The sequence below is a fragment of the Amycolatopsis sp. NPDC050768 genome (genome assembly GCF_040654155.1).
GTDB lineage: Bacteria > Actinomycetota > Actinomycetes > Mycobacteriales > Pseudonocardiaceae > Amycolatopsis.
Genome location: NZ_JBFAHL010000019.1, coordinates 155,588 through 178,654, shown reverse-complemented (window position 1 = coordinate 178,654; position 23,067 = coordinate 155,588). Strand labels below are relative to the sequence as shown.

Sequence of the window (23,067 nt, the reverse complement as noted above, 5' to 3'; positions counted from 1 at the left end):
CTCTTTGTCTGGATCTATTGATTTGTTTTGATTATCAGAGTTGGCTGGGCCGATGGACCGGACCGGACTCGAGTGCTTCGTGGCGCTCGCCGAAGAACTGCACTTCAGCCGTGCCGCCGAGCGCTGTCACATCAGCCAGCCGGCGATGAGCCAGCAGATCCTGCGCCTCGAGCGAGCACTCGACGTGCGTCTCGCCCACCGGAACAAGCGCTCGGTCTCGCTCACGCGGGCGGGAGAGGTCTTCCTGGCCGAGGCGCGCAAGGTGCTGCGGCAGATGGACGACGCCGCGGCGCTCACCCTGCGAACCGACCGCGGCGAGGTCGGTCAGCTCACGGTCGGCGTCACGTCGCCCGCGCTCTACGTCGTCTACCCGGAGATCGCCGCGTTGTTCCGCGCACGGCTGCCGAATGTCGGCCTCGTGGTCCGCGAGCTGACCACCGCGGAGCAGGAGCACGCGCTGCGCCGTGGCGACCTCGACGTCGGCGTGGTGCACCCGCCACTGGACGACGCCGGCCTCGCGGTCGAAGAGATCGGCCGGGCACCGTTCCAGCTTGCACTCCCGGAGGGCCACCCACTGACGGCGCACGAGTCGCTCGAGCTGGGCGACCTCGAAGGCGAGCAGGTGGTGATCTTCCCGCGTCAGATCGCGCCGCAGCTCTACGACACCGTGCTGCTGCTGTGCCGCGAAGCGGGCTTCAGCCTGAAGATCGCGATGGAAGCCCACCCCGCGCAGTCGATCATCGCGCTTGTCGCGGCCGGGCTCGGTCTCGGGTTCATCGCCTCGGAGACGCAGCGCCTCACCCGCGCCGGCGTGGTCTACCGGCCGATTCGGGGCCCACGGCCACAGCTGGGCATCGGGGTCGCGTACCACGCCGACGGGATCGCCCCGGCGGTGCGCACGTTCGTCCACGCGGCGCGGGAAGCCGGCGCTTCGATGCACTGAAAGCCGATCTTCGGTTGGCCACTTACCAACTTCGAGCTTCTCTTTGCCAGTTGTTGACCAAGGTCGATCTTCGGGGTTATGGTCTAGACCACAAAGTCACCCTTCGCTCGCGCACCTCCCCGGAGGCCCGCCAGTGCGCCGCTGCGCCGTACCCAGCAGCGTCGTACCCACGGCGTCGCAGCCGAGGCCGGGAAGCGAGCATTCCCCGAAGGAGCTGGTATGAAAGCGAACCGGAAGATCCTCGCCGGACTCGCGGGCGCCGTGCTCGCACCGGTGCTCGTCCTGGTCAGCCCCGCCGGCATCGCGAGCGCCCACGGGTACGTCAACTCCCCCGCCAGCCGGCAGGCGCAGTGCGCGCAGGGCGTGGTCGACTGCGGTGAGATCAAGTACGAACCGCAGAGCGTCGAGGGTCCGAAGGGCCTGCACAGCTGTAACGGCGGCGTCGCGCAGTTCGCCGACCTCAACGACAACTCCAAGCCCTGGCAGGCCGCTCCGGTCGGGAAAACGGTCACGTTCACGTGGACCTTCACCGCGCGCCACAGCACCGCGAGCTACGAGTATTTCATCGGCGACGAGAAGATCGCGAGCTTCGACGGCCACAACCAGCAGCCGCCGGAAACCGTGACACACCAGGTGGACCTGGGCGGCCACACCGGCCGCCAGACCGTGCTCGCCGTGTGGAACATCGCGGACACGGCCAACGCGTTCTACTCCTGCATCGACCTCCAGGTCGGCTGAGCGGGATCGCCTGCGCCTGACAAGAAGGCAGGCGCAGGCGATCCGCACCACTCTTCGCCGGGGATTTCCCCGGCGTGTCCCCGTTTTCGCCGACCCGCGGTCCGGAGTGTGGTCGGCGTGCCCGCGAACCCCAGGAGGCGGTTTCCTTGATTTCCCGGCGAGCTTTCCTCGGCGCGTCCGCCGCGGCGGCGACTTTTCCGTTGTGGGGCACCAGAATCTCCTCCGCCGCGACGCCCGACACGGTGAAGGTCGTGTTCGACGACCGCTCAGGCGCCGGCGAAACCTACGCCTACATCACGGGTATCGCACCAGGCAACAAGGTCGTGATCCTCAAGGCCGACGGCACGCCGTACTACCCGCCCTCCCCCGCGGCGGACCAGACGCCGCTCGCCGAGGACTGCGCCATCCCGGTGAAATCGCTGCCGCAGGTGAGCGTGCCGAAGATGGCGGGCGCGCGGATCTACGTGGTGACCGACGCGAAGCTCGACTTCTTCGTCAACCCCGGCCCCGCGCTGGTGCACCCGAGCTTCGTCAACACCGCGGACCCGAACCACGGCCGCGACTGGTCGTTCTGCGAGTTCACCTTCAACGACGCGGTGCTGTTCGCCAACATCAGCTACGTCGACTTCGTCGCGATCCCCCTGGGCCTGCACCTGCGGACCACCGGCTCGGGCGACCAGACCGTGCCCGGGCTGCCCGCCCGCTCGCTCGACCCGATCTGCGACGCGCTCAAGGCCCAGGGCGGCGCGTGGGCCGAACTCGTGGACGCCGGCTCCGACGGCCCTCCGCTGCGCGCGTTGTCCGCGCAGCACCGCGCCGACCGCTTCACCGGTTACCTCGACGGGTACATCGACTCGGCCTGGCAGAAGTACGCGAGCACCGACCTCACCGTCGACTCTCAGATCCCGGGTCTGGGCAAGTTCACCGGCCGTGTCGGCAGCGACGGCATGCTCGCCTTCACCAACGGCGAGCGCTTTGCCAAACCAGTGACCGCCGACGTGTGGAGCTGCGACAGCGGCCCGTTCGCGCTGAAGGACGGTGACAGCGACGCTCGCAAGGCCATCGTCCCCCGGCTGGCGGCCGCGCTGAACCGCACGACGCTGCTCGACAACCCGAACCAGCCGGACGGCGAAGACCCCGCGAAGTTCTACACCGCCGCCGAAACCAACCACTACGCCCGCATCGTCCACAGCCGCCTGCCGGACGACCGCGGCTACGCCTTCCCCTACGACGACGTCTCCCCCGGCCCGGACTTCAGCGGCGCCGTACAGGCGGGTGACCCGGACACGCTCACCATCACGATCAACGCGCTGCGCTGACCTGCCGGGAATGACACCGTCCAGAACTGTACTGTATGGTACAGACTGAAGGCGGGCACCGGCCCCGCCGGAGGGACGGGCCCGAGCCGATGCCACGCACCGATTTCCTGGTCACCACCGAGTGGCTGGCCGCACACCTGCACGATCCGGACGTCCGGATCGTCGACATCCGCGGCTCCGTGCCCCCGCTGCCCGGCCAGGGCGCGGGGGCCTCTTCACCTCGGCCGGCCGGCCTCGGCTACGAGAGCTCGGCCGACGAGTACGCCACCGGTCACGTGCCCGGCGCGGTGTTCCTCGACTGGACGCGCGACATCGTCGACCCGGACGACGCCGTGCCCGTGCAGGTGGCCACCGAGCGGCAGTTCGCCGACGCGATGGCGCAGGCCGGGATCGGTGACGAGCACCTCGTGGTGGCCTACGACACGCACCCGGCGTCGACCTTCGCCACGCGGCTGTGGTGGGCGCTGCACTACTACGGCCACCACCGCGTGGTCGTGCTCGACGGCGGCTTCACCCGGTGGCAGCAGGAAAACCGGGCCGTCGACACGGCCGTGCCGCAGCACCCACGCGCGGTGTTCACCCCGCGCACTCGCCCGGAACTGCGGGCCACGGCCGAGGACGTGCTGGCCGCATTGGACAAACCGGAGATCCAGCTCGTCGACGCCCGCGATCCCGGCCAGTACACCGGCGAGATCGCGCGTCCCGGCAACCGGCCGGGGCACATCCCCGGCGCCGTGAACGTGCCGCGCGAAGACCTCGTGGACCTCGCCACCGGCACCTGGCGCTCCGCGGCCGAGCTGAAGGACCTCTTCACCGCGGCCGAGCTCGACCCCGGCCGGCCGATCGTGGCCTACTGCAACGGCGGCGTCGCGGCCTCGACCGTCCTCTTCGGACTCGCCATCGCCGGTTACCCCCTCGGGACCAACTACGACGGCTCGTGGAACGAGTGGAGCGCCCGCGCCGACCTGCCCGTCGAAACCGCCTGAGGGAGGCAGTCATGGTCACCGAAGTCGCCACCCTCACCGCGCTGCCCGGCGGTGAAGACGAGCTGGGCCGGGCCATCGCTTCGGGCGTGCCCTACCTGCGTGAGCACCCGGACTGCCTGGCGGCGACGATCAGCCGCTGTGTGGAAGAACCCGGCCGCTTCACCGTGGCGGTGGACTGGACGTCGGTCGAGGCGCACGAGCGGGGTTTCCGCGCCAGCCCGCTGTTCAAGCAGTGGATCGGCTCGATCGCGGGCAAGTTCGACCCCGCGACGCTCGACACCCGCCACTACGAGACCTATCCCGCGTAGATGCGCCCCGAACCGACCACGAGCCGCGGCCGCCGCACGCGCGAGAAGATCGTGACCACGGCCGCGCGGCTGATGCACGAGCGCGGCATCGGCGGCACGCCGCTGGAAGAGGTGCTCGCCGAGAGCGGCACCGGCAAATCCCAGCTGTACCACTACTTCGGCGGCAAGCAGGACCTCGCCGTCGCCGTGCTGGAGTACCAGCTGGAGCGCGTTCTGGCCGCGCAGCCGTCGCTGCACGACGAGGAGTGCACCGACCTGCGCCGCTGGCGCGACGAGGTGCTCGCCGCGGCCGACGAGAGCGGCTACGGCAACTGCCCGCTCGGCGCCTTCGTCGGCCAGGTCGACGACGACGCCGAGCTGGGCACCACCCTCGCGCGCCTGTTCGACCGCTGGCAGGACGCCATCACCACGCTCGTCCGCCGAGCCCAGGCGGCGGGCGAGATCCCCGCGGATGTCTCCGCGGAGCACCTCGCCCTGACGCTGCTCACCGCCCAGCAGGGCGGCACCGCGCTGTCCCACCTGCACGGCTCACCCGAAGCGCTGGTGTGCTCCCTCGACGGCGTGCTCGCGCGCGTCAGCCCGTGAGGTCGCCTTCGGCGGCGTTCTTCGCGGCGTAGAAGGCGAGCTTGTCCTCGTCGACCTCCACACCCAGGCCGGGGCCGGTCGGCACGCGCAGACGGCCGGCCTCCAGGTGCAGCGGCTCGACGATGTCGTCCACGTGCAGGTAGTACATGCTGTCGATCGCGCGCGAGAGCACGGGCGTGCTGGCGACCACGGCGAGGTGCGCGGCCGTCGCGATGCCCAGCTCGCCGCCGCTGTGCAGGTTCATGCCGAGGCCGAACGTCTCGCAGTGCGCGGCGAGCGCCTTCGTCGCCGCGATGCCGCCCCACTTGTAGACGTCGCCGTGGATCACGTCCACCGCGCCGAGGCGCATCGCCGGGGCGAACTCCTCGAACCGAACCACGCACATGTTGGTGCACAAGGGGATCCGCACCTTTGCGCGGACCTGGCTCATGCCCTCGATGCCCACGCACGGGTCTTCGAGGTACTCCAGGTCGAGCTCCTCCATCGCCAGCCCCGCGCGGATCGAGTCGGGCACGGACCACGCGGCGTTCGGGTCCACGCGCAGCTGGACGTCCGGCAGCGCTCGCCGCAGCTCCCGCATGATCTTGACGTCACCGAAGACATCCGTGGTGCCCTTGAGCTTCACGGCCGTGAAGCCGCCCTCGGCCACGACCTTCGCCGCGTGCTCGGCGATCCCCTGCGCCAGCTCACGGCCCTGCGCGCCGGGCGCGTCGGCGCGGGTCACCAGCGCGGTGATCGGCACCTCCTCGCGCACCGGGCCGCCCAGCAGGTCGGTCACGCGCTGCCCGGTGGCCTTGCCCATCACGTCCCAGCACGCGACGTCCAGCGCCGCCAGCGCCGCGTAGCCCAGGTAGCCGTGGAAGAAGGGCACCATGTGGTGCCGCTGGTGGAACGCCTCCAGCGCGAACGGGCTCTTGCCCACCAGCTCCGCGCCGAGCTGGCGCGTGAGCTCCGCGACCGGGCGGCCCCACATCGTCTCGCCCCAGCCCTCCACGCCGGTGTCGGTGCGCAGGCGCACGACCGTGCGGGTCTCCCCCGTCTTGGTCTCGAACGAGCTGGTGAACGGGTTGGTCAACGGCAGGTTCACGACCTGCACGTCGACGTCGGTGATCTTCATGCCTCCCCTTCGGTGTGTACGTGTTCTCCGGTGGCCGCGGTGGCGTTGTGGAAAGCGCGGATCGCCGCCGCCAAGGCCGCCACCCGCCGGTCGAGCAGGTCGGCACCGCGGTCGGCGGTCGCCGCCGTGGCGTCGTCGGTGGAGCCGCCGACGCGGGCCCACTCGCCGTGGCGCTCGACCGTCAGCCCGGGGTAGGGCGGCCGGTCGAACAACGGCGGCGGGGTCACGTCCGGCCGAGGCGCGGGTTCGCGCACCAGGTCCGGCTTCGCGGCGAGCATCAGCGACGTCTCGAACAGCCCGGCGTGACCCGGCGAAGCGGCTTCGCCGAGCGACCAGTACGAGCACGCGGCGAGTGCGACGTCGGCCTGCAGCGCGTACTGCTTCACCGCCAGGCGCATGATCTCGTCGTTGCCGCCGTGGCCGTTGACCACGAACACGCGCCGGAAGCCGCTGCGCACGAGCGAATCGAGCACGTCGGCGAGCACGGCCTGCAGTGTGGCGGCCGAGAGCGAAACGGCCGCGGCGAACAGGTGGTGCGGGCTGTGGCCGAACGGCAGCGCGGGCAGCCGCACGACCTCCGGATCGCCGCCGAGGCGGGTGAGCGCGCCGTCGACCACGGCCTCGGCGAGCATCGTGTCGGTGCCCATCGGCAGGTGGCCCGCGTGCTGCTCCTGCGAGCCGATCGGCAGCACCGCGATGGCCGACGGCGCGGCCGCGCGCACCTCCCGCCAGGTCATCCGCGTCAGTTCGGGCATGTGGGCTCCCCTCGTCGGGCCGGGCGTGGCATCGTGACCGCATGAATTCCGGCGAACGGCCAGCACTGCGGCTGGTTCCGGCTGCCGAGCCGCGCACGCCGGACGCACCGCTGCTCGGCGCCGTCGAGCTGGTGCCCGGGCGCGTGCGCGCCGCGTTGCTCGACTTGTCGGGCACGGTGCTCTGGCAGGCCGAGGCGATGTACCCGCACGGCACGGCCGACCCCGGCGAGATCGACGCCGCGCTCACCTCGGCGCTGCGGTTCCCGAGCCCGCCGGCCGGAGTCGGGATCGCCGCCGCGGGCCTGGTCGACGCGTCGGCGGGCGTGATCATCGAGGTGCACGAAGTGCCCGCGCTGCACGGCTACCCGGTGGCCGACGTCGTGACCCGGCTCGTGGGCGTCCCCGTGCATGTGGAACACCTCGCCCGCGTGCAGGTCCTCGGCGACCGCTGGTTCGGCCCGGGCCGCGGCCGCACGACGTTCGCGTCGGTGTCCACCGGCGAGGTCCTCGGCGTCGGCATCCTCTACGACGGTGAGGTGCTCGCCCCGCCGGGTGGGCGCAGCGGCGCGCACATGACGGTGGCCGCGAGCGGCCTGCCGTGCACCTGCGGCGCACGCGGCTGCTGGAAAACCGTCGCGACCACGTCGTGGCTGCGCGCCGAGGCCGAACGGCGCGGGCTGGCCGCCCGCGGCGTCCGCGAGCTGGCCGGCGACCCGCTGCTCGACGAGTACGCGGGCAACATCGCCCTGGGCCTGGTCAACATCCAGCAGCTGTTCGCCCCCGGCCTCTTCATCCTCCACGGCGAAGCGTCCGAAGGCGGCGAAGCGTTCCGCGCCCGCATCGAGCACCGCCTGCGCGAGGACTCGTCGTGGGCCACCGGCGCGGAACCCCCGCGGGTGCTGGTCAACACCGGCCCGGCCGACGACATCGTGCTGCTCGGCGGCGCGGGCCTGGTGCTGTCGCGGCACTGAGGTCACGTCGGCCACCTCACGACGCGGCCCATCGCCGGGCCCGCCGCGGATCCGGGTCCGGCACCGCGTCGAGCAACGTCCGCGTGTACTCGTGCTCTGGCGCCGAGAAGAGCCGCTGTTTCGACGCGAGTTCCACGATCCGGCCCGCCCGCATCACCGCCACCCGGTCGGCGATCTGCTGCACCACCGCGAGGTTGTGCGACACGAACACGTACGTCAGCTGCAGCCGCGACTGCAGTTCGGCGAGCAGGTCGAGCACCTGCGCCTGCACGGAGACGTCGAGGGCGCTCGTCGGCTCGTCCAGCACGACCAGCCGCGGTTCGAGGGCGAGCGCGCGGGCGATGGAGATGCGCTGGCGCTGCCCGCCGGAGAACTCGTGCGGGTAGCGGTCCTGCACCTCCGGCGCGAGGCCGACGGCGTCGAGCAGCTCGTCGACCCGCGCGCGCAACCGCGTGCGGCCACGCCGACCGCGCAGGCCGCGCTCGTGCGTGACCAGCGGTTCGCCCACGATCTCGGTGACGCGCAGGCGCGGGTTCATGCTGGAGTACGGATCCTGCAGCACCACCTGCATCTCGCGGCGCACCTTGCGCAGGCGGGCCGCGGGCAGCGTCGCCAGGTCGGCGCCGTCGAAGCGGACACTGCCCGCCGTCGGCTCGGCCAGCCGCAGCAACAGCCGCGTCAGCGTCGTCTTGCCCGACCCCGATTCCCCGACCACGGCGAGCGTCTCGCCGGAGACCACGTCGAGGTCGACGTCGTCTACGGCGGACACCGCGCCGTAGTCCTTGCGCAGGCCCCGGATCTCGACCAGGTTCGTCATACCCGCTCCAGCTTCGGTGTGGCGCGCAGCAGCTCGCGCGTGTACTTCTCTTGCGGTGTCTCGAACACCGGCAGTACTGCGCCGGTCTCGACCACGCGGCCCGAGCGCATCACCACGACCCGGTCGGCGACCTCGGCCACCACGCCCAAGTCGTGGGTGATCAGCACGATCGCCATGCCGTGGCGGCGCTGCAGCTCCACGAGCAGCTCCAGGATCTGCGCCTGCACGGTCACGTCGAGCGCGGTTGTCGGCTCGTCGGCCACGAGCACCCGCGGCCGGCCGACCAGCGCCATCGCGATCATCACGCGCTGGCGCAGCCCACCGGAAAGCTGGTGCGGGTACTGGGCCGCCCGCCGTTCCGCGTCCGGGATCCCGGCCTCGGCCAGCGCTTCGACCGCGGCTTTGGCCGCTTCGGCCCGCGAAGCACGTGCGTGCCGGCGGACGACTTCCGCGACCTGCGCACCCACGCGTTTCACCGGGTTGAGGCTCGTCATCGGGTCCTGGAAGACCATGGCGACGTCGTTGCCGCGGATGCGCCGGAGGTCCTTTTCGGACAGTCGTAGTACGTCACGCCCGTCGAGCAGCACCTCACCCTCGTAGACGCACGGCGGTTCGGGGTTCAGCCGAAGCAACGACAGGGCCGTGGCCGTTTTGCCGCTGCCCGACTCCCCCACCACCGCCAGCGTCTCGCCCTCGTCCACGGCGAAGCTCACGCCGTCGACGGCCGTGACCGTGCCGGTGTCGAGCCGGAACTCAACCCTCAGGTCCTTGATCTCCACGAGGCTCATGAGCGGTACGCCTTCGGGTCCGCGACGTCGCGCAGGACGTCTCCGGTGATGTTGACGGACAGCGCGGTGAGCATCAGCGCGATGCCGGGGAACACGGCCACCCACCACGACGTGCCCAGGTACAGCTGGCCGTCGCTGAGCATGCCGCCCCAGGTCACGGTCTGTTTCGGCACGCCGAGGCCGAGGTAGCTCAGCGACGCCTCGGCCACGATCGCGGCGGCCACGTGCAGCGTGCCGATGGTGGCGAGCGGCGCCATCACGTTGGGCAGCAGGTGGCGGCGCATGATCGCGAGGTCCGTGACGCCGATCGCCCGCGCCTCCGTGACGAACTCCCTGGTGCGCAAGGAAAGTACTTCGGAGCGGATCACGCGGGCGTAGGAGACCCAGCCCGTGAAGCCGAGCACCAGCACCACGTACCACAGGCCGGAGCCGAGGAACCCGACAATGGCGAGCGCGAGCAGGATCGGCGGGAACGCGAGCTGGATGTCGGCCAGGCGCATGAGGATCCGGTCGAACCAGCCGCCGAGGAACCCGGCCACCAGCCCGATCGCCGCGCCGACGATCCCGGCGAGCAGCGCCGCGCACGCCCCCACCAGCAACGAAATCCGTGCGCCGTAACAAAGCCGCGAAAGGATGTCGCGCCCGAGCTGGTCGGTGCCGAGGAGGTGCCTCGCGTCGCCGCCCGATTGCCACGCAGGCGGGTGCAGGCGCACCAGCAGATCCTGCGCGCCCGGGTCGTACGGCGCGATGAGCGGTGCGAACACCGCGACCAGCACCATCAGCGCGAGCACGGCCACGGCGACGGCGCCGAGCCGGTTGCGCAGCATCGCGCGCACGGCGCTCGGCCGGACGGATCGCACAGTGGCGACAGCGGTGATGGCGGTCATGAGGTCACCCGCACCCTCGGGTCGAGAATCGTGTAGGACAGGTCCACCAGCAGGTTCACGATCACGAACGTGGCGGCGAAGAACAGCACCGCCGCCTGCACGAGCGGGAAGTCGCGGTTCTGGATCGCCTCGACCGTGAGCCGGCCGAGGCCGGGCCACGAGAACACCTGCTCGGTGAGGATCGCGCCACCCAGCAGCGAGCCGACCTCGAGGCCGACGACCGTGACCACGGGCAGCGCGGCGTTGCGCATGCCGTGGCCGAGCACGATCCCGCCGGTGCCGAGGCCCTTGGCTCTCGCGGTGCGGATGAAGTCCGAACCGAGCACGTCGATCAGCGACGAGCGCAGCAGCCGCGCGATCACCGCCACCGAGTACACGGCGAGCGTGACCGCGGGCAGGATCAGGTGCTCGATTCCGCCGTAGCCCGACGCGGGCAGGATCTTCAGCTGCACCGCGAAGATCAGGATGAGCAGGATCCCGACCCAGAAGGCCGGAGTGGACTGTCCGACCAGGACACCGGCCATCACGCCGGAGTCGCCGGCGCGGCCGCGGCGCATCGCGGCGAACGTGCCCGCCGGCACCGCGAGCGCGAGCGCGACCAGCAGCGCGGCCCCCGCCAGCTCCAGCGTCGCCGGGATGCGGGAGAACAGCACGTCGGTCACCGGCTGGTCGTAGACGAGCGAGGTGCCGAGCTTCAGCCGGGGCAGGCCGGCGAGGTAGTCGAGGTACTGCGTGATCAGCGGCCGGTCGAGCCCGAGGCTCGCGCGCAGCGTCGCCTCCTGCGCCGCGGTGGCGTCGGGCGGGAGGATCAGCTTCACGGGGTCGCCCGAGAGCCGCACGAGCAGGAACGCCGCCGTGGCCACGAAGAACAGCACCACGATCGCCGTGAGCACCTTCGTCACGACCACGCGCAGCACGCCGGCGCCGGCTCGCGCAGGCAGCCGGGTGGCGGTGGTGACCGGCGCCGTCACGGGGTCACCCTCGCCGAGGCCATGGCGAGCACGCCGACGACACCGGGCTGCCACGTCGGCCGGGTGTTGACCGCGTAGACGTTGTCGATCTGGTAAAGGAACACGAACGGCGCCTCCTGCTTCAGAAGTTGCTGCAGCGACGTAAAGGCCTTCTGCCGGTCGGCGGGCGCGAGGGAGAGTTCCTCGCCGTCGATGAGCCGATCGGCTTCGGCGTTGTGCCAGCGGCTTTGGCGCCGGTCGTGGCGGACGTTGGACTGCACCAGGCTTTCGGCGTCGAGCGTCCAGCCGGTGCTGGCGGCGAGGTAGATCGGGCCGAGCGCGCCGCGGTTGTCCGACGTCAGCCGGCTCGTGTAGGTGCCGGAGTCCACGAGGTCGACGCGCGCCCGCACGCCGACCTTCGCGAGCAGCCCGGAAATCGCCTCCGCGACGTTGGAGTCGGCCGTGAGCGCGCTGATCGACGTGTCGAACCCGTTCGCGTACCCGGCCTCGGCCAGCAGGCGCTTGGCTTCGCCAAGGTCGCGCGTGTACGGCGTGATCGACGGGTCGAAGCCGAACGACTCGCGCGGGAACATCGTCGGCACCTCGCGGGCTTTGCCGTCGAGCACCGCCTTGATCAGCAGCGGCACGTCGACGGCGTGGTTGAGCGCCTGGCGCACCCGCACGTCGCGCAACGGGCCTTGCGAGGTGTCGAGCGAGAGGTACGAGGTGCGGATGCCCGGGAAGTGGCGGATCTCGACGCCCGGGTACCCCTGGATCTGCAGCGCGGCGTCGGGCGTCAGGCCTGCGACGATGTCCACCTCGTCGCTCTGCAGCGAAGCGAGCGCGGACGACGGGTCGGCCATCGGAAGGAAGACGAGCTCGTCGTAGGCGGGTTTGCCGCCCCAGTACGCGGGATTCGCGCGCATCCGCAGCTGGTGGTCGCGCTCGAATTCCTCGAAGGTGAACGGCCCGGTGCCCACCGGATGCTTCGCGAAGCCGGCCGAACCGACCTGCTTCAGGTACTCCGGTGGCACGGCGACGCCGCCGAACAGCGAGACCTTGGCGGGGATGATCGGGTCGGCCTCGCTGCAGCGCAGGTCCACCGTCAGCGGGTCGACGACCACGGCCTGCTTCACGTAGCGCAGCTCGACGATCGGTGACTTCGTGGCGGGGTCGAGCAGCCGGTTGATGCTGAAGGCCACGGCCTTGGCGTCACACGGCTCGCCGTTGTGGAACTTCACGCCGGGCCGGAGCTTGAAGCGCCAGGTCAGCGGGTCGGGCGAGGACCACGACAGGGCCAGCCCGGGTTTGAGCTGGTTGTCCGGACCTCGCGTGGTGAGCGTGTCGAACATGTTGATCAGCACGTTCATGGAGGTCAGGTCGCCCTGTTTCTGGGGATCCAGGGTTTTCGGGTCCGAGGTCTGGGCCACGCGCAGCACGGTGCCGGGAGTGCCGGCGGCGCTGCCGCACGCGGTGAGCAAGCTCGGCAGGGCGAGTGCGGGCAGCGCGAGGCCGCCGAGCCGGAGGGCGTCGCGGCGGGACAGGCGGGGACGCGGAGGGGCCACGGGGTGCCTACTCCTTTCGATCGTTTCGTGAAGTGAAAGACCGTTCCGTCAGATGGAATGCGATTGCGCTAAGGTAGGCGCCGTGACCAAGGCTGTCAACGACTCGGCGAACAGTCCCCGCGGCGCGGTGGACAAGGCGCTCGAAGTGCTGGCGACCCTCGCGCTCCCGGGTGGGCCGCACCGGCTCGCCGACGTCGCGAAGGCCTGTGACCTGCCGAAACCCACCGCGCACCGGATGCTGCAGACGTTCGCGGACGCCGGTTTCGCCGCCGCGACGGGCGGTGGCCAGTACGACGTCGGGCCGAGGCTGCTCGGACTCTCGGCCGCGGTGCTCGCCGGCAGCCGCACCACCCGGTCCACCCGCCCCGTGCTCGCTGACCTGCGGCGGCGGACCGGGCACACGGTGCACTACGCGGTGCGCCACGCCGACCGGGCGGTGTACGTGGAGAAGCTCGAGCCGGAGCAGGCGTACCGGCTGAACACGCGGCCGGGCGGCGAGGTGCCGCTGTACTGCACGGGCGTCGGGAGGGCGATCCTGTCGCGGTTGCCGGAGGCCGAGGTCGCCGCGGTGCTCTCCGGGCCATTGAAGGCGTGGACGGCGAAGACTTCGACGGATCCGGCCGCCATCCGCGCTTCGCTGGCCACTGTGGACAGTCTCGGGTACGTGGTCGACGACGAGCAGTACGAGGCGCACGTGCGGTGCGTGGCCGCGCCGGTGGTGGATGCCGACGGGGTGGTCGCCGGAGCGGTCAGCGTGTCGGGGCTGACGTTCACGCTGCAGCCGGAGGCGTTTGCGGCGCTCGGCCCGCTGGTGGCCGAGGCGGCGAACCGGATTTCGGCGAAGCTGGGCCCGGCCGGCTTGCAGGCGGTGTCCGATGAGGACTGAGCTGCTCGATCTTCTTGCTTCCACGTCGGGCTTGTACTCGGCCGCGGCGTGGTCTGTCGGCACCGCCGATGAGGTGCTCGACCGCGGGGTGCTCGGCCCGCGTTGGCACGGCGGCCCGGAGGCGACCGAGGAGAGCCGATGGGATCTCGCGTCGGTGACGAAGCCGGTCGTCGGGATCGTGGTGGTGGCACTGGCCGAACGGGGGCTGCTCGACCTCGACGAGCCACTCCCCCGGCACCTGCCGGCGTATGCGGGCGGCGACAAGGCCGGGATCACCGTCCGGCAGCTGCTCGCGCACACGTCCGGACTGCCGGGCGGAACTCCACTCTACCGCGAGCACCCGACGCGGCAAGCGCTGCTGGAGGCGATCCGGACCGGGCCGTTGCGTTCTTCGCCCGGCACGCGGGTCGAGTATTCGTCGCAGGGGTTCATCCTGCTCGGGCTGATCGCCGAGGCCGCGGGTGGCGCACCGCTCGACCGGCTCGTGACGGAGCTCGTCACACAGCCGCTGGGGCTCACGGCCACCGGCTTCGGCCCTGCTCAGGAGTTTCTGGCCGACGCGGTGGCCACTGAGGACTGTCCGTGGCGCGGCCGGGTCGTGTGTGGACAGGTGCACGACGAAAACGCCGTGGTGCTGGGCGGGATCTGCGGGCACGCCGGCTTGTTCGCCACGCTCGGCGACGTCGAGCGTCTCGGGCAGGCGCTGGCCGGCGGCGCGCAAGCGTTGCTCAAACCCGCGTCGCACACGGAGATGATCGCCTGCCACACCGAAGATCTCGCGCTACGCCGCGGGCTCGCGTGGCAGGGCCTCGACGTGCCGGGCTCCCCCGTCGGCACCGCCTTGGAACCCACCTCTTACGGCCACACCGGCTTCACCGGGACCAGCCTGTGGATCGAGCCGGAGCGTGGCCGTTTCTACGTGCTGCTGACGAACCGCGTGCACCCTTCGCGGTCCACGCCCGGGATCGAAAAGGTGCGGCGCGAATTCCACGCGCGAGCCGCGGTTCTCTGATCCCACATCCTGGACATCGGCCATTTTCGCCGCCGGGCCGGAAGTCGTTGGCGCAGAAAGATATCCGCTCTAACGTGTCCGTTTTGGGTATTTTACATCCAATGGCTGGACCACGATCCACTTCCTACTTTCGGCGCTTCTGAGTTTCGGATCGGAATCGGAAACTTCTTCCACGGGCCACTCGGGTTGGCCCTCTGTGCGGAAGGTAGACCGTATGTCTTCGAAACGACTGGCCGTGCTGGCTACAGCAGTGACGGCTTCGTCGATCCTCGTGGCCGCCGGTGGCGCCGCGAGCGCGTCGCCCCAGCAGACCCAGGTGAGCACCGACTCCCTCGGCCGCGTCATCGCCGTCCAGCCCGCGGCCCCCGTCGCCGCCGCACGCGGCCTCGCCGGGAATGCCGCCGCGGCCGCGCAGTCGCACACTGCGGACCTGGCCCTGCAGTTCGGTCTCGCCGTCGGCGACCTCACGCTCACCAGCGTGCAGTCCCTTCCGGGCGGCAGCGTCGCGCGGCTGCAGCAGAACGTCGGCGGGGTGCCGGTGTACGGCGCGCAGATCGTGCAGGACCTCGACGGCAGCGGCGCGCTCATGGCCGCGCTCGGCAAGACCACACAGCGCACGCAGGGCTCGTTCCCGGCCGACGCGAAGGGCGCCCAGGACCGCGCGGCCAAGGTTGCGCACGCCGCCGTGGCGCAGAAGGACGCCGGCGTGCTGAAGACCGGCGCGGAAACCGCGTACTGGTACGACGCGAGCCTGGGCGGCGACGGCGCGAGCGCCACCGCCGTGCCGACCTACTTCGTGCCCGTCAACGGCGTGGACCCCGAGGACAAGTGGACAGTCGTCGTCGGGGCCGACACCGGCAAGGTCCTGCAGGTGTGGGGCGAGTCGGAGGCCGCCACCAACCGCGTGGTGTGCGACGCGAATCGCAAGGTCGTGGACCTCGACATCGCGACGCTGGCCGACCTGCGCTGCGGCGTGGGCACCGCGTTCGGCGTGACCCGAGGTGAGGGCCAGGCCGCGGTCGCGACGGCAGACGTCAACAGCGTCTACGACTTCTTCGGCGACGCACAGAACTTCTACTCCCAGTTCGCCTCGTACGACCTGACGGCCAACATCGGCACCGACTACCACGACGGCAAGGGCAAGGCCCTGCGCGGCACCGTGCGCATGTGCGAGGTGGAGACCGAATCGGACGGTCGCCGCCACACGCAGTGCCCGTGGGCCAACGCGTTCTGGGAAGGCGAGCAGATGGCCTTCGGCGAGGGCGTGACCACTATGGACATCACCGGTCACGAGCTCACCCACGGCGTCACCCAGCACACCTCGCAGCTCGGCAACGGCTACGCGGGCGCGCTCAACGAGGGCATGTCCGACGTGATGGGCCAGTTCATCGCCATCAAGTCCGGCGACGCCAACGTGCAGGGCGCGAACCGCTGGCTGATGGGCGCGGGCTCGTCCATCGGGCAGGTCCGGGACATGAAGAACCCGCCCAACTCGGGCGAGGGCCCCAGCCCCGACCGCGTCAACGGCCAGTTCTGGGTCGGCGCCAACGGCGACCCGCACATCGACGCCGGCGTCGTCGACAAGACGGACTACCTCATCACCGACGGCGACACCTTCAACGGCCAGACCGTCCGCGGCATCGGCGAGGACAAGGCCATCGCGCTGTGGTGGAAGGTCGAGAACCTGCTGCGCCCCACGTCCACCTTCAAGGACCTCGGCACGGCGCTGAACTCCGCCTGCACCACCAACGCCCGCACCGGCGTCGCCGGCACCACCACGGCCGACTGCACCCAGGTCGCCAACGCGGTGAAGGCCACGCAGCTGAACCTGGCTCCGTAAGGCTTTTTCTTCCTGGCCGCTGCCGGCGCTCGCTTCCGCGGGTGCCGGCAGCGGCTTTTCGCGTCGGTGTCGCGAACCTGCCAGCGCTCGGTGCTGCGAGCGGGGACGATGGGGTTGTGTCAGTCTTCCGAAAGCAGCTGCGCCAGGACGGCGGCCTGGCTGATGTCCAGGGCGCGGCTCGCGGTGAGCAGCGTGAGCGGGCCCTGTGCGGCGCGGTCGCGCAGGGCGGCCAGGGCGTCGGCCGCCGGGCCGGGTGCGGCGAGCTCCGCGCGGTAGCGGCGGGTGAACTCGGCGAACCGGTCGGGGTCGTGGGCGTACCACTTGCGCAGCTCGGTGGTAGGCGCGACGGCCTTGCACCAGTCGTCGAGGGCGGCCTTCGCCTTGGCCAGGCCGCGCGGCCAGACGCGGTCCACGAGGACGCGGGTGCCGTCGTCGGGGCCGGCCGGGTCGTAGACGCGTGCGATGCGGACCATCGGGTCATTGTCGTCCATCCGATCGTCCGGCACAGCGTTGACCGGCACGACATCGTCAGGCACGGCATCGTCAGGCGCAGCGTTGTCCGGCACAGCGGAGCCGACCGTGGCTAGCGCGCCCGAGCGCAACCGGGTGACGCCGCTGGGCGAGATCGTCGCGATCGCGCTGCGCGGCGCGTGGACGGGCAACCGCGGCATCCTCCACTCCGGACACGAGATCGTGCGCACCCACGCGAGCGACCTGTGGCTCACCTGCCGGCTCGAGTTCCGCGGCCGGTGGCGCGAGCAGTGGCTGCCGCACCGCTACACGCACCTGTACTTCCACGACGAGGCCGTCTCGTTCGCCGCCGGGCACCGCCCGTGCGGGGAATGCCGGCGCGCGGACTACGTGCGGTACCGCGACGGCTGGGCCGAGGCGCTGGACGTCGCGCCGCCGTCCGCGCGGGCCATGAACCGGCAGCTGCACGCCGAACGCCTCGCCGGTCGCCGGCGCCGGCTGCACGAGCTGCCGTGGACAGAGCTGCCGGATGGCGTGTTCGTCCTGCGCGAAGACCGGCCCGCGCTGGTCGTGGACGGCGGCCTGACCGACTGGACGACCTCCGGCTACGGCCCACGCCACGCCCTGCCCCGCCGCGGAACGGCCCAGGTCATCACGCCACCCGCGACCATCGCCGTCCTCCGGGGCGGCTACCCGATCGAGATCGCTGCGACAGCACACTGAGCAATGGCACTGAGTGCACTTATCGGTCCGCTTCCGGGTCCTGGAAGGCTGCGCCGAGCCGGGCCATGACCTCCGGCAACGGCGTCGCGGTACTCAACACCGCGACCACCGTCGTCTCGGCGTTCACCGGCCGAAAAGCCTCTCCGACCAGAGCAAACGCCCGCGCCGCACTCGCCGCGATGTCGTCCTTGCCGCCGCTGCGCAGCCACCGCCGCAGTACGTGGTTGTTCGCCGCCGCGATCGCCGCCGCGGCCACGGCCGCCCGCAGGCTCGCCGTGCCGTCGCCCTGTTCGGCGAACCGCGTCTGCAGGTACCGCGCGAGCACGCGCTGGTACCGGTCGACGGTCGCGACTTCCTTGTCCCGCAACGAAGTCACCGTCCGCGTGAGCGTGAACCGCTTCAGCGACACGTCGAGGTCCGCGGCGTAGTAGTCGAGCACCAGGCTCACCGTCGAACACGCCACCTCGACCGGATCGCGCGACGGATCCGCGCGCTCGAAGGCCTGCTCCATCTCCGTGACGATCTCGTCGTGGTTGGCGAAGAGCACGTCGTCCTTGGTGTCGAAATACCGGAAGAACGTGCGGCGCCCGACTCCCGCCGCGGCGGCGATCTCGTCAACGGTCGTCGCCTCGTACCCGTTGGCCACGAACAGGTCCACGGCCGCCGAGGACAGCGCGCGGCGCAGCTGCCGTCGGCCGGCTGCCGTCGCACCGACCCGGGTGGCCGGCGCGCGGCGCTGCGATTCCGTCATGCCCGAAGACGGTAGCAGGCCGCCTTGCTAGTGGCACTGAGTGCCGTTAGACTCGTGGCCGGACCTCGGACCCCTATAACCATTTCCCCCGACCGGAAGGCATCGACGATGAGCCTCGACCAGCAGCTCCAGCCGACCGAGCTCGCGCCGGCCGAGCACGCCCACGAGCGGTTCGACGCCTACTACGGCCGCCTGTTCGGCTGGTCGGTGCGCTGGCAGGGCAGCCGGCTGTTCCTCGCGCTCGAAAATGGCCTGTGCGCCGTGACCCTGCCGAAGCTCGCCGCCGGCCCGGTGCTGCGACACCTCGCCGACACCGGCTGCCAGGGCCCCGTCCTAGTCCTGCCCACGCAGCACGGCCCGCGCGTCGCCATCCTCGCCGAGACCGACGGCCTGGTCCCGCCCCGCACCACCCTGCCCACCGACGTCGACCTCCTCGACTGCGGCGCCCTCGTCCCCCTGCCGATCGGCCCGCAGGTCCCCGGCGTCTCGACGGAGTGGCTCGCCGCCCCCGACCCGCGGCAGCGCTGGCTGCCGAGCCTCAGCGCGGTGCTGGCCGGGGTCCGCGTCCGCCACTGACGACGGTCAGGCGCGCCATGGTCATTTCCCCGCCCCACCGTTCTCCCCGACCCACTGTTCGTCCAGCCGGCCGACGTTCACGTCCGGCCGCGCCCCGACCGTGATGCCCTCGGGCGAGGTCCATGGTCGTCACCGGTCACCTCGGTCCCGGAAAATGTGCGCACCCTGTCAAACGGCGAGGGGCAACGCACAAGTCCTGTGAGGATTCGGACACCCCGTGCGGGGAAAGCCTCAGCGGCTGGCCGCGAGCTGTCCCCCGAGGATGGTCGCGGCCCGGTCCACGAGATCGTCCACGCCGGCGACGAGCGTCTCGATCTCGGCCCACCGGCGGCGGTCGCGGTCGGCGTCGGGCGCCAGCGCGGTGTCGACGAGCAGCAGGAGCGTGTCGATCTCGTAGGCCAGGTCGGCGAGCTTCAGGAACGGCACGTGGTCCGGCGGCGAACCGGCCGCCGCGCGGGCGCACGCGGCGTGCCCCATCGAGCGGCAGACGGCCTGCAGCCGAGCCCGGATCTCCTCCTTGCGGGCCCCCGCCCGCGGGACGCCGGTGCGGATGTTCCAAGCCACCGAGAGGAGGCAGCGGCCGGCGTCGTCGAGGGAGGTGTTCATCACCGCGCGAGTCTCGTCCAGACGCGGGGGTGACGAGCCCGCTCAGCCGTTCGACACGCGAAGGCCACCGGATCGGGTGAACGCCGCGGTGTCCTCCACCGGACGGCGGCCAGTGTCCTTTGTGGACTCTATTGGCCGGCGGCCACGGGTCCGCGGTCGGCCGCGGCGGCCAGGCTCGTGAGCATCATGTGCACCCACAGCGTGTGCTCGGCGGTCTTCTCGATGGCGTGGCTGTCGTTCGGCTCGGCGACGAGAAAACCGCTCGGGACCCAGCTGCCGTCGGGCCGCTGGGAGTCGATGTACCAGCGTGCCATGCGCAGCACGTGCTTCAGGTGGTCGCCGGCCGGGTCGATCTCGGCGGCCATCGCGGAGCCCCAGCCGAACTTGCAGATCTGCATCGACTCCCAGTGGTTGTACTGCGCCTCGGTGCCGGAAGCGGACAGCCGCAGCATGCCTGTGGCGATCTCGCGCGCCCGCTCGTCGCGCGTGACCATGTAGTAGCGGCTGAGGAACGCGGCGCTGATACCCGGGTTGTAGAACGCCTGGCGCGGCTCGCGGAAGTCGACGCGGCTGATGAACTCGTCGTCCTGGTCGGCGACGGTGCGCAGGCCGTTCAGCCCCCAGGAGGCGTAGAGCACGTGCGGCAACTCCGGCTGCGCGGCCCACAGCCGGTCGAACCAGCCGAACGCCGCCTGCGCCACGTCCGACTGTCCGCTCGCGAGCGCGGCCAGCCCGAGCTGTGCGGTCGGGAACACGAACTGTCGGCCGGTGCGCGCTTCCTGTCGTTCCATGAACGCGCCGCCGGTTTCGGGATCCTGGAAGGACTTCCGCATGGTGTCCACGAGCGCCAGCGCGGTGTCGTAGCGCTCCAGCGCCCACGCGCCCTGCGCCAGCAGTGAATGCGGGTAGGTCGCCCAGCGCGAGGTGAACGCCTCGCGCGGCACGCCTTCGCGCAGGTCGCCGGTGGCGGTGAGCGCGTTGCGTTCGATCCAGGACATCACCTGCGCGGCGACTTCACGTTCGCCGACGAGCGCGAACGTCCACGGCATCCGGTAGTAGCCGTTGCGAAGGTCGGCTGCCGCGGGCTTGCCGTCGTCGCCGACGTGGTCGAGCAGCCACCGCACGCCGCGAGCCCGGACTTCGCGCAGTCCCTCGCGCGCCGTTTCGAGCTCCGCCTCGGGAACGATCTCAACCGTCATGCGACCCCGTCCTCTCGCCCGGGCCGGCCGCTGCGCCGACGCCCATCCGAACCTAGGCGCGCCGCACCAGCGATGTCAATAAAACAACATCGCACTGACAAGAAAGCAACATCAGGCGATCGCGTGGTCCTCCTCGATCGGCACCGTGATCACCTCGACCTTGTACTCGCGCAAGGCTTTGCGGTAACGGTCGGGCAGCCGGTCGTCGGTCACGAACACGTCGACGTCGCCGAGCGAACACGCCCGCACCATCGCCGAGAGCTCGAACTTGCTGGAGTCGGCCAGCAGGATCACCTCGTCGGCCACCTCCACGAGGGCCCGCTTGGACACGGCGTCGAAGTGGTTGCCGCAGAACACACCTTCGCTCGTCAGCCCCGACGCCGCGAGCAGCAGCGTCCGCACGCGCAGCTCGCCGATCGCGGCCACGGTCATCGGGCCGGCGAACGACTGCGAGCTCTGGTGCAGCGTGCCGCCGAGGCTGATCACGTCGAAGCCTTCGCGGCCCAGCAACGTGTTGATGATCGGCAGCGACGCCGTCACCACCTGCAGGCGCGCGCCGTCGGGCAGGAGCTTGGCCACCTCGTGTGTGGTCGTACCGGCGTCGAACGCGACGGCGCCGGCGTCGGGCAGCAGCTCCAGCGCCTTGCGGGCGATCGCCTTCTTCGCGTCGCCGTGGCGCGTGGTGCGGGCGTGGAAGTCGGTCCCGTCGATGGCCGCGGCGGGCAACATGGTGATGCCGCCGTGCACGCTGCGCATGCGGCCCTCGCCCATGAGCTGCCGCGCGTCCCGCCGGATGGTCATCTCGGAAACATCCAGCGCGACGGCCAGCTCGGCGACGGTGCAGAACCCCTGCGCCTCCACCAGCGCGACGAGCCTGCCCCGACGTTCCTGTGCGGGCGACAGCTGGGTCTCGGATGTCACGCGTTCCTCCGGGTCTCGGCGCTCCCGGCGGCCCCGTCACCGCGACGGGCCCTGCCGGATCCGTCCGATGTTAACCAGTGTCATTTCCCGAACACCACCTCGCGGCCCCACCACCGGTCCCCCGGCGCCGACTTTCTCGCCCACCCCCAGGTCGCGCAGTTTCCGGGCGGCCCCGACCGGCCCCCTCGCCCGGGCGTTTTCCGGCCTTGTTCAGGCCGATCGCGGGCGGGGCGGTCCCATGCAGCGAGTTTCTAGCCCCCCGAGCGCCCAAGACCTGCCACCGCGCCCGCGGCTTCATCCCGACAGCGCCGAGGTCGCCGTCGTGCTTCCCGAGTTCACGGCGCCAGCCCTACTTCAGGCCAATCGCGGGCGGGACGGCCCCAGACAGCAACTTTCTCGCCCCCGACCACCCAAGACCCGCCACCGCGCCCCTACGACCCGGCGCCCCGGCCTTACTTCAAGGCGATCGCGTTGGCAGGAGAGCCGACGCCGCCCCGCAGGTTGATCGGGGCGGAGGTGAGGAGGCATTCGTAGCGGCCGTCACGGGCGCAGTGGGCGGCGAGTTCGTCGAGCCACCACAGCTCGCCCAGCGGCACGCCCAGCAGTCCGATGAGGCGCGGGTGCAGGGCGGCCTCGCCGAGCGGCAGCGCCTCGACGGCGATGTTGTCGCAGGCCAGCGCGCTGATGCCCCAGTCCCACAGGTAGGCGAGGAGCGCCTCGTCGGCCGCCAGGCCCGGGCCCGTCGTGTCCTCGCGCACCGCCGCGCGCTCCGAGGCAGGCGCGCGCTCGTATTCCGTGGCCCAGCCGGTGCGGATCAGCAGGATGTCGCCCGGGCGCTGCTCGACCCCGCAGGCCGCGCGGCACGCCTCCAGGTCCGCCGCCGTGATCTCGGCGCGCGTGCGCCAGTCGAGCGGCCGGCCCTGATCCGCGAGGAAAGCTCCGATGTCCAGCAGCACCGCGCGCCCGGCGATGCCGCGCGCCGCCCAGACGTGAACGCCGTGGTCCGCGGCGGGCAGCCGGTTGTGGAAGCCGCCGTCGGGCCGGCGCGCGTGCAGGAACCCGTCCCACTGCGACGAAGCCTGGAGGTAGTAGCCGTCGAGCCAGTCGTCGAGGTTGCCGCGCGGGGTGGTGAACACGTGGTGTTCGACCTGCTTGCGGCTGAACAACGGCGGGTCCACCCAGTCGACGGGCGCGTTGAGGCTGAACACCGCGCCCTCCCGCACGAGCGTCGCCGCGTGCGCGATCGCGCTGGGCGTCTGCAGGTTCAGCGCACCCAGCGCGTCGCCCGCCCCGAACAACCCACTGGCGTCGCCGCCGGGCAGGTCCGCGTAGGCCGGCCGCTCCGTCATCCGT

General features: G+C 71.3%; 25 protein-coding genes. 12 read left to right on the top strand and 13 right to left on the bottom strand.

Features of this window, described 5'->3' with window-relative positions; translation table 11 throughout:
- Positions 1–52 precede the first annotated feature (52 nt).
- From AB0H62_RS40520 to AB0H62_RS40495, 6 genes are all read left to right on the top strand, one after another.
- Positions 53–943 carry a LysR family transcriptional regulator gene (locus AB0H62_RS40520; protein WP_220239192.1) on the top strand — a complete coding sequence of 297 codons (891 nt, stop codon included), beginning with the start codon at positions 53–55 and terminating at the stop codon, positions 941–943.
- Positions 944–1,162: 219 nt separating this feature from the next.
- Positions 1,163–1,681: a lytic polysaccharide monooxygenase auxiliary activity family 9 protein gene (locus AB0H62_RS40515; protein WP_220239191.1), complete on the top strand. Its 519-nt coding sequence runs from the start codon at positions 1,163–1,165 to the stop codon at positions 1,679–1,681.
- Between the two features lie 146 nt (positions 1,682–1,827).
- Positions 1,828–3,000 carry a glycoside hydrolase family 64 protein gene (locus tag AB0H62_RS40510; protein ID WP_360591890.1) on the top strand — a complete coding sequence of 391 codons (1,173 nt, stop codon included), beginning with the start codon at positions 1,828–1,830 and terminating at the stop codon, positions 2,998–3,000.
- Positions 3,001–3,089: 89 nt separating this feature from the next.
- Positions 3,090–3,986, top strand: coding sequence for a sulfurtransferase (locus tag AB0H62_RS40505; protein WP_220239189.1), 897 nt, complete (start codon positions 3,090–3,092; stop codon positions 3,984–3,986).
- Positions 3,987–3,997: 11 nt separating this feature from the next.
- Positions 3,998–4,294, top strand: a complete 297-nt coding sequence (locus tag AB0H62_RS40500) for an antibiotic biosynthesis monooxygenase family protein (RefSeq protein ID WP_360591889.1) — start codon at positions 3,998–4,000, stop codon at positions 4,292–4,294.
- Positions 4,295–4,879, top strand: coding sequence for a TetR/AcrR family transcriptional regulator (locus tag AB0H62_RS40495; RefSeq protein WP_220239187.1), 585 nt, complete (start codon positions 4,295–4,297; stop codon positions 4,877–4,879).
- Here the strand turns inward: AB0H62_RS40495 and AB0H62_RS40490 are convergent.
- Entirely contained in the window at positions 4,869–5,996 is a 1,128-nt protein-coding gene (locus tag AB0H62_RS40490) for an enolase C-terminal domain-like protein (RefSeq protein WP_220239186.1), read from the bottom strand. The two genes, AB0H62_RS40495 and AB0H62_RS40490, sit on opposite strands and share 11 nt — an antisense overlap.
- Positions 5,993–6,751 carry a creatininase family protein gene (locus AB0H62_RS40485; protein ID WP_220239185.1) on the bottom strand — a complete coding sequence of 253 codons (759 nt, stop codon included), beginning with the start codon at positions 6,749–6,751 and terminating at the stop codon, positions 5,993–5,995. The genes AB0H62_RS40490 and AB0H62_RS40485 overlap by 4 nt, the downstream gene beginning before the upstream one ends.
- Before the next feature lie 41 nt (positions 6,752–6,792).
- On the opposite strand from AB0H62_RS40485, the gene AB0H62_RS40480 reads away from it, so the two are divergent.
- A complete protein-coding gene (locus AB0H62_RS40480) occupies positions 6,793–7,722 on the top strand; it encodes an ROK family protein (RefSeq protein WP_360591888.1) in 930 nt (309 codons plus the stop codon).
- A 16-nt stretch (positions 7,723–7,738) separates the two neighbouring features.
- Here AB0H62_RS40480 and AB0H62_RS40475 read toward each other — a convergent pair whose 3' ends face one another.
- From AB0H62_RS40475 to AB0H62_RS40455, 5 genes are read right to left on the bottom strand one after another with little or no spacing between them, the layout of a single operon-like run.
- The gene (locus AB0H62_RS40475) at positions 7,739–8,539 is read right to left on the bottom strand and encodes an ATP-binding cassette domain-containing protein (protein WP_220239183.1); all 801 of its coding nucleotides are present in this window, start codon (positions 8,537–8,539) and stop codon (positions 7,739–7,741) included.
- On the bottom strand, positions 8,536–9,327 hold the full coding sequence (locus AB0H62_RS40470; protein ID WP_360591887.1) for an ABC transporter ATP-binding protein: 792 nt from the start codon (positions 9,325–9,327) through the stop codon (positions 8,536–8,538). The genes AB0H62_RS40475 and AB0H62_RS40470 overlap by 4 nt, the downstream gene beginning before the upstream one ends.
- On the bottom strand, positions 9,324–10,214 hold the full coding sequence (locus AB0H62_RS40465; RefSeq protein ID WP_220239181.1) for an ABC transporter permease: 891 nt from the start codon (positions 10,212–10,214) through the stop codon (positions 9,324–9,326). The genes AB0H62_RS40470 and AB0H62_RS40465 overlap by 4 nt, the downstream gene beginning before the upstream one ends.
- A complete protein-coding gene (locus AB0H62_RS40460) occupies positions 10,211–11,185 on the bottom strand; it encodes an ABC transporter permease (RefSeq protein WP_360591886.1) in 975 nt (324 codons plus the stop codon). The genes AB0H62_RS40465 and AB0H62_RS40460 overlap by 4 nt, the downstream gene beginning before the upstream one ends.
- Positions 11,182–12,729 (bottom strand): ABC transporter substrate-binding protein, encoded by a 1,548-nt coding sequence (locus AB0H62_RS40455; RefSeq protein WP_360591885.1) that lies wholly within the window; start codon positions 12,727–12,729, stop codon positions 11,182–11,184. Before AB0H62_RS40455 ends, AB0H62_RS40460 begins: the two co-directional genes overlap by 4 nt.
- A gap of 82 nt (positions 12,730–12,811) precedes the next feature.
- On the opposite strand from AB0H62_RS40455, the gene AB0H62_RS40450 reads away from it, so the two are divergent.
- The 3 genes from AB0H62_RS40450 to AB0H62_RS40440 all read left to right on the top strand — a co-directional run bounded on the left by AB0H62_RS40450 (position 12,812) and on the right by AB0H62_RS40440 (position 16,467).
- Positions 12,812–13,615: an IclR family transcriptional regulator gene (locus tag AB0H62_RS40450; protein WP_360591884.1), complete on the top strand. Its 804-nt coding sequence runs from the start codon at positions 12,812–12,814 to the stop codon at positions 13,613–13,615.
- Entirely contained in the window at positions 13,605–14,627 is a 1,023-nt protein-coding gene (locus AB0H62_RS40445; protein ID WP_360591883.1) for a serine hydrolase domain-containing protein, read from the top strand. Before AB0H62_RS40450 ends, AB0H62_RS40445 begins: the two co-directional genes overlap by 11 nt.
- Positions 14,628–14,841: 214 nt before the next feature.
- Positions 14,842–16,467: a M4 family metallopeptidase gene (locus AB0H62_RS40440; RefSeq protein WP_220239177.1), complete on the top strand. Its 1,626-nt coding sequence runs from the start codon at positions 14,842–14,844 to the stop codon at positions 16,465–16,467.
- A 119-nt stretch (positions 16,468–16,586) separates the two neighbouring features.
- Here the strand turns inward: AB0H62_RS40440 and AB0H62_RS40435 are convergent, their stop codons facing one another.
- Positions 16,587–16,940 carry a DUF488 family protein gene (locus AB0H62_RS40435; RefSeq protein ID WP_220239176.1) on the bottom strand — a complete coding sequence of 118 codons (354 nt, stop codon included), beginning with the start codon at positions 16,938–16,940 and terminating at the stop codon, positions 16,587–16,589.
- Between the two features lie 106 nt (positions 16,941–17,046).
- Between AB0H62_RS40435 and AB0H62_RS40430 the strand changes: the two genes are divergently transcribed.
- A complete protein-coding gene (locus AB0H62_RS40430) occupies positions 17,047–17,661 on the top strand; it encodes a hypothetical protein (protein WP_360591882.1) in 615 nt (204 codons plus the stop codon).
- A gap of 19 nt (positions 17,662–17,680) precedes the next feature.
- Here the strand turns inward: AB0H62_RS40430 and AB0H62_RS40425 are convergent, their stop codons facing one another.
- Complete coding sequence (locus tag AB0H62_RS40425) at positions 17,681–18,412, bottom strand: TetR family transcriptional regulator (protein ID WP_220239174.1); 732 nt, start codon at positions 18,410–18,412, stop codon at positions 17,681–17,683.
- Between the two features lie 108 nt (positions 18,413–18,520).
- Here AB0H62_RS40425 and AB0H62_RS40420 point away from each other — a divergent pair, with 108 nt between their 5' ends.
- A complete protein-coding gene (locus AB0H62_RS40420; RefSeq protein ID WP_360591881.1) occupies positions 18,521–18,988 on the top strand; it encodes a hypothetical protein in 468 nt (155 codons plus the stop codon).
- Positions 18,989–19,219: 231 nt separating this feature from the next.
- Here AB0H62_RS40420 and AB0H62_RS40415 read toward each other — a convergent pair whose 3' ends face one another.
- The 4 genes from AB0H62_RS40415 to AB0H62_RS40400 form a co-directional block, all read right to left on the bottom strand.
- Positions 19,220–19,594: a hypothetical protein gene (locus AB0H62_RS40415; RefSeq protein ID WP_360591880.1), complete on the bottom strand. Its 375-nt coding sequence runs from the start codon at positions 19,592–19,594 to the stop codon at positions 19,220–19,222.
- Between the two features lie 128 nt (positions 19,595–19,722).
- Complete coding sequence (locus AB0H62_RS40410) at positions 19,723–20,793, bottom strand: hypothetical protein (RefSeq protein WP_360591879.1); 1,071 nt, start codon at positions 20,791–20,793, stop codon at positions 19,723–19,725.
- A 111-nt stretch (positions 20,794–20,904) separates the two neighbouring features.
- A complete protein-coding gene (locus tag AB0H62_RS40405) occupies positions 20,905–21,714 on the bottom strand; it encodes a DeoR/GlpR family DNA-binding transcription regulator (protein ID WP_220239169.1) in 810 nt (269 codons plus the stop codon).
- Positions 21,715–22,166: 452 nt separating this feature from the next.
- Positions 22,167–23,063: a cyclase family protein gene (locus AB0H62_RS40400; RefSeq protein ID WP_360591878.1), complete on the bottom strand. Its 897-nt coding sequence runs from the start codon at positions 23,061–23,063 to the stop codon at positions 22,167–22,169.
- Positions 23,064–23,067: the final 4 nt, after the last annotated feature.

Excerpts from the sequence above, each read along its gene's own strand:
- AB0H62_RS40520 (WP_220239192.1), top strand. The coding sequence starts at position 53 with ATGGACCGGACCGGACTCGAGTGCTTCGTGGCGCTCGCCGAAGAACTG.
- AB0H62_RS40515 (WP_220239191.1), top strand. The coding sequence starts at position 1,163 with ATGAAAGCGAACCGGAAGATCCTCGCCGGACTCGCGGGCGCCGTGCTC.
- AB0H62_RS40505 (WP_220239189.1), top strand. The coding sequence starts at position 3,090 with ATGCCACGCACCGATTTCCTGGTCACCACCGAGTGGCTGGCCGCACAC.
- AB0H62_RS40500 (WP_360591889.1), top strand. The coding sequence starts at position 3,998 with ATGGTCACCGAAGTCGCCACCCTCACCGCGCTGCCCGGCGGTGAAGAC.
- AB0H62_RS40495 (WP_220239187.1), top strand. The coding sequence starts at position 4,295 with ATGCGCCCCGAACCGACCACGAGCCGCGGCCGCCGCACGCGCGAGAAG.
- AB0H62_RS40490 (WP_220239186.1), bottom strand. The coding sequence starts at position 5,996 with ATGAAGATCACCGACGTCGACGTGCAGGTCGTGAACCTGCCGTTGACC.
- AB0H62_RS40485 (WP_220239185.1), bottom strand. The coding sequence starts at position 6,751 with ATGCCCGAACTGACGCGGATGACCTGGCGGGAGGTGCGCGCGGCCGCG.
- AB0H62_RS40480 (WP_360591888.1), top strand. The coding sequence starts at position 6,793 with ATGAATTCCGGCGAACGGCCAGCACTGCGGCTGGTTCCGGCTGCCGAG.
- AB0H62_RS40475 (WP_220239183.1), bottom strand. The coding sequence starts at position 8,539 with ATGACGAACCTGGTCGAGATCCGGGGCCTGCGCAAGGACTACGGCGCG.
- AB0H62_RS40470 (WP_360591887.1), bottom strand. The coding sequence starts at position 9,327 with ATGAGCCTCGTGGAGATCAAGGACCTGAGGGTTGAGTTCCGGCTCGAC.
- AB0H62_RS40465 (WP_220239181.1), bottom strand. The coding sequence starts at position 10,214 with ATGACCGCCATCACCGCTGTCGCCACTGTGCGATCCGTCCGGCCGAGC.
- AB0H62_RS40445 (WP_360591883.1), top strand. The coding sequence starts at position 13,605 with ATGAGGACTGAGCTGCTCGATCTTCTTGCTTCCACGTCGGGCTTGTAC.
- AB0H62_RS40440 (WP_220239177.1), top strand. The coding sequence starts at position 14,842 with ATGTCTTCGAAACGACTGGCCGTGCTGGCTACAGCAGTGACGGCTTCG.
- AB0H62_RS40435 (WP_220239176.1), bottom strand. The coding sequence starts at position 16,940 with ATGGTCCGCATCGCACGCGTCTACGACCCGGCCGGCCCCGACGACGGC.
- AB0H62_RS40425 (WP_220239174.1), bottom strand. The coding sequence starts at position 18,412 with ATGACGGAATCGCAGCGCCGCGCGCCGGCCACCCGGGTCGGTGCGACG.
- AB0H62_RS40420 (WP_360591881.1), top strand. The coding sequence starts at position 18,521 with ATGAGCCTCGACCAGCAGCTCCAGCCGACCGAGCTCGCGCCGGCCGAG.
- AB0H62_RS40415 (WP_360591880.1), bottom strand. The coding sequence starts at position 19,594 with ATGAACACCTCCCTCGACGACGCCGGCCGCTGCCTCCTCTCGGTGGCT.
- AB0H62_RS40410 (WP_360591879.1), bottom strand. The coding sequence starts at position 20,793 with ATGACGGTTGAGATCGTTCCCGAGGCGGAGCTCGAAACGGCGCGCGAG.
- AB0H62_RS40400 (WP_360591878.1), bottom strand. The coding sequence starts at position 23,063 with ATGACGGAGCGGCCGGCCTACGCGGACCTGCCCGGCGGCGACGCCAGT.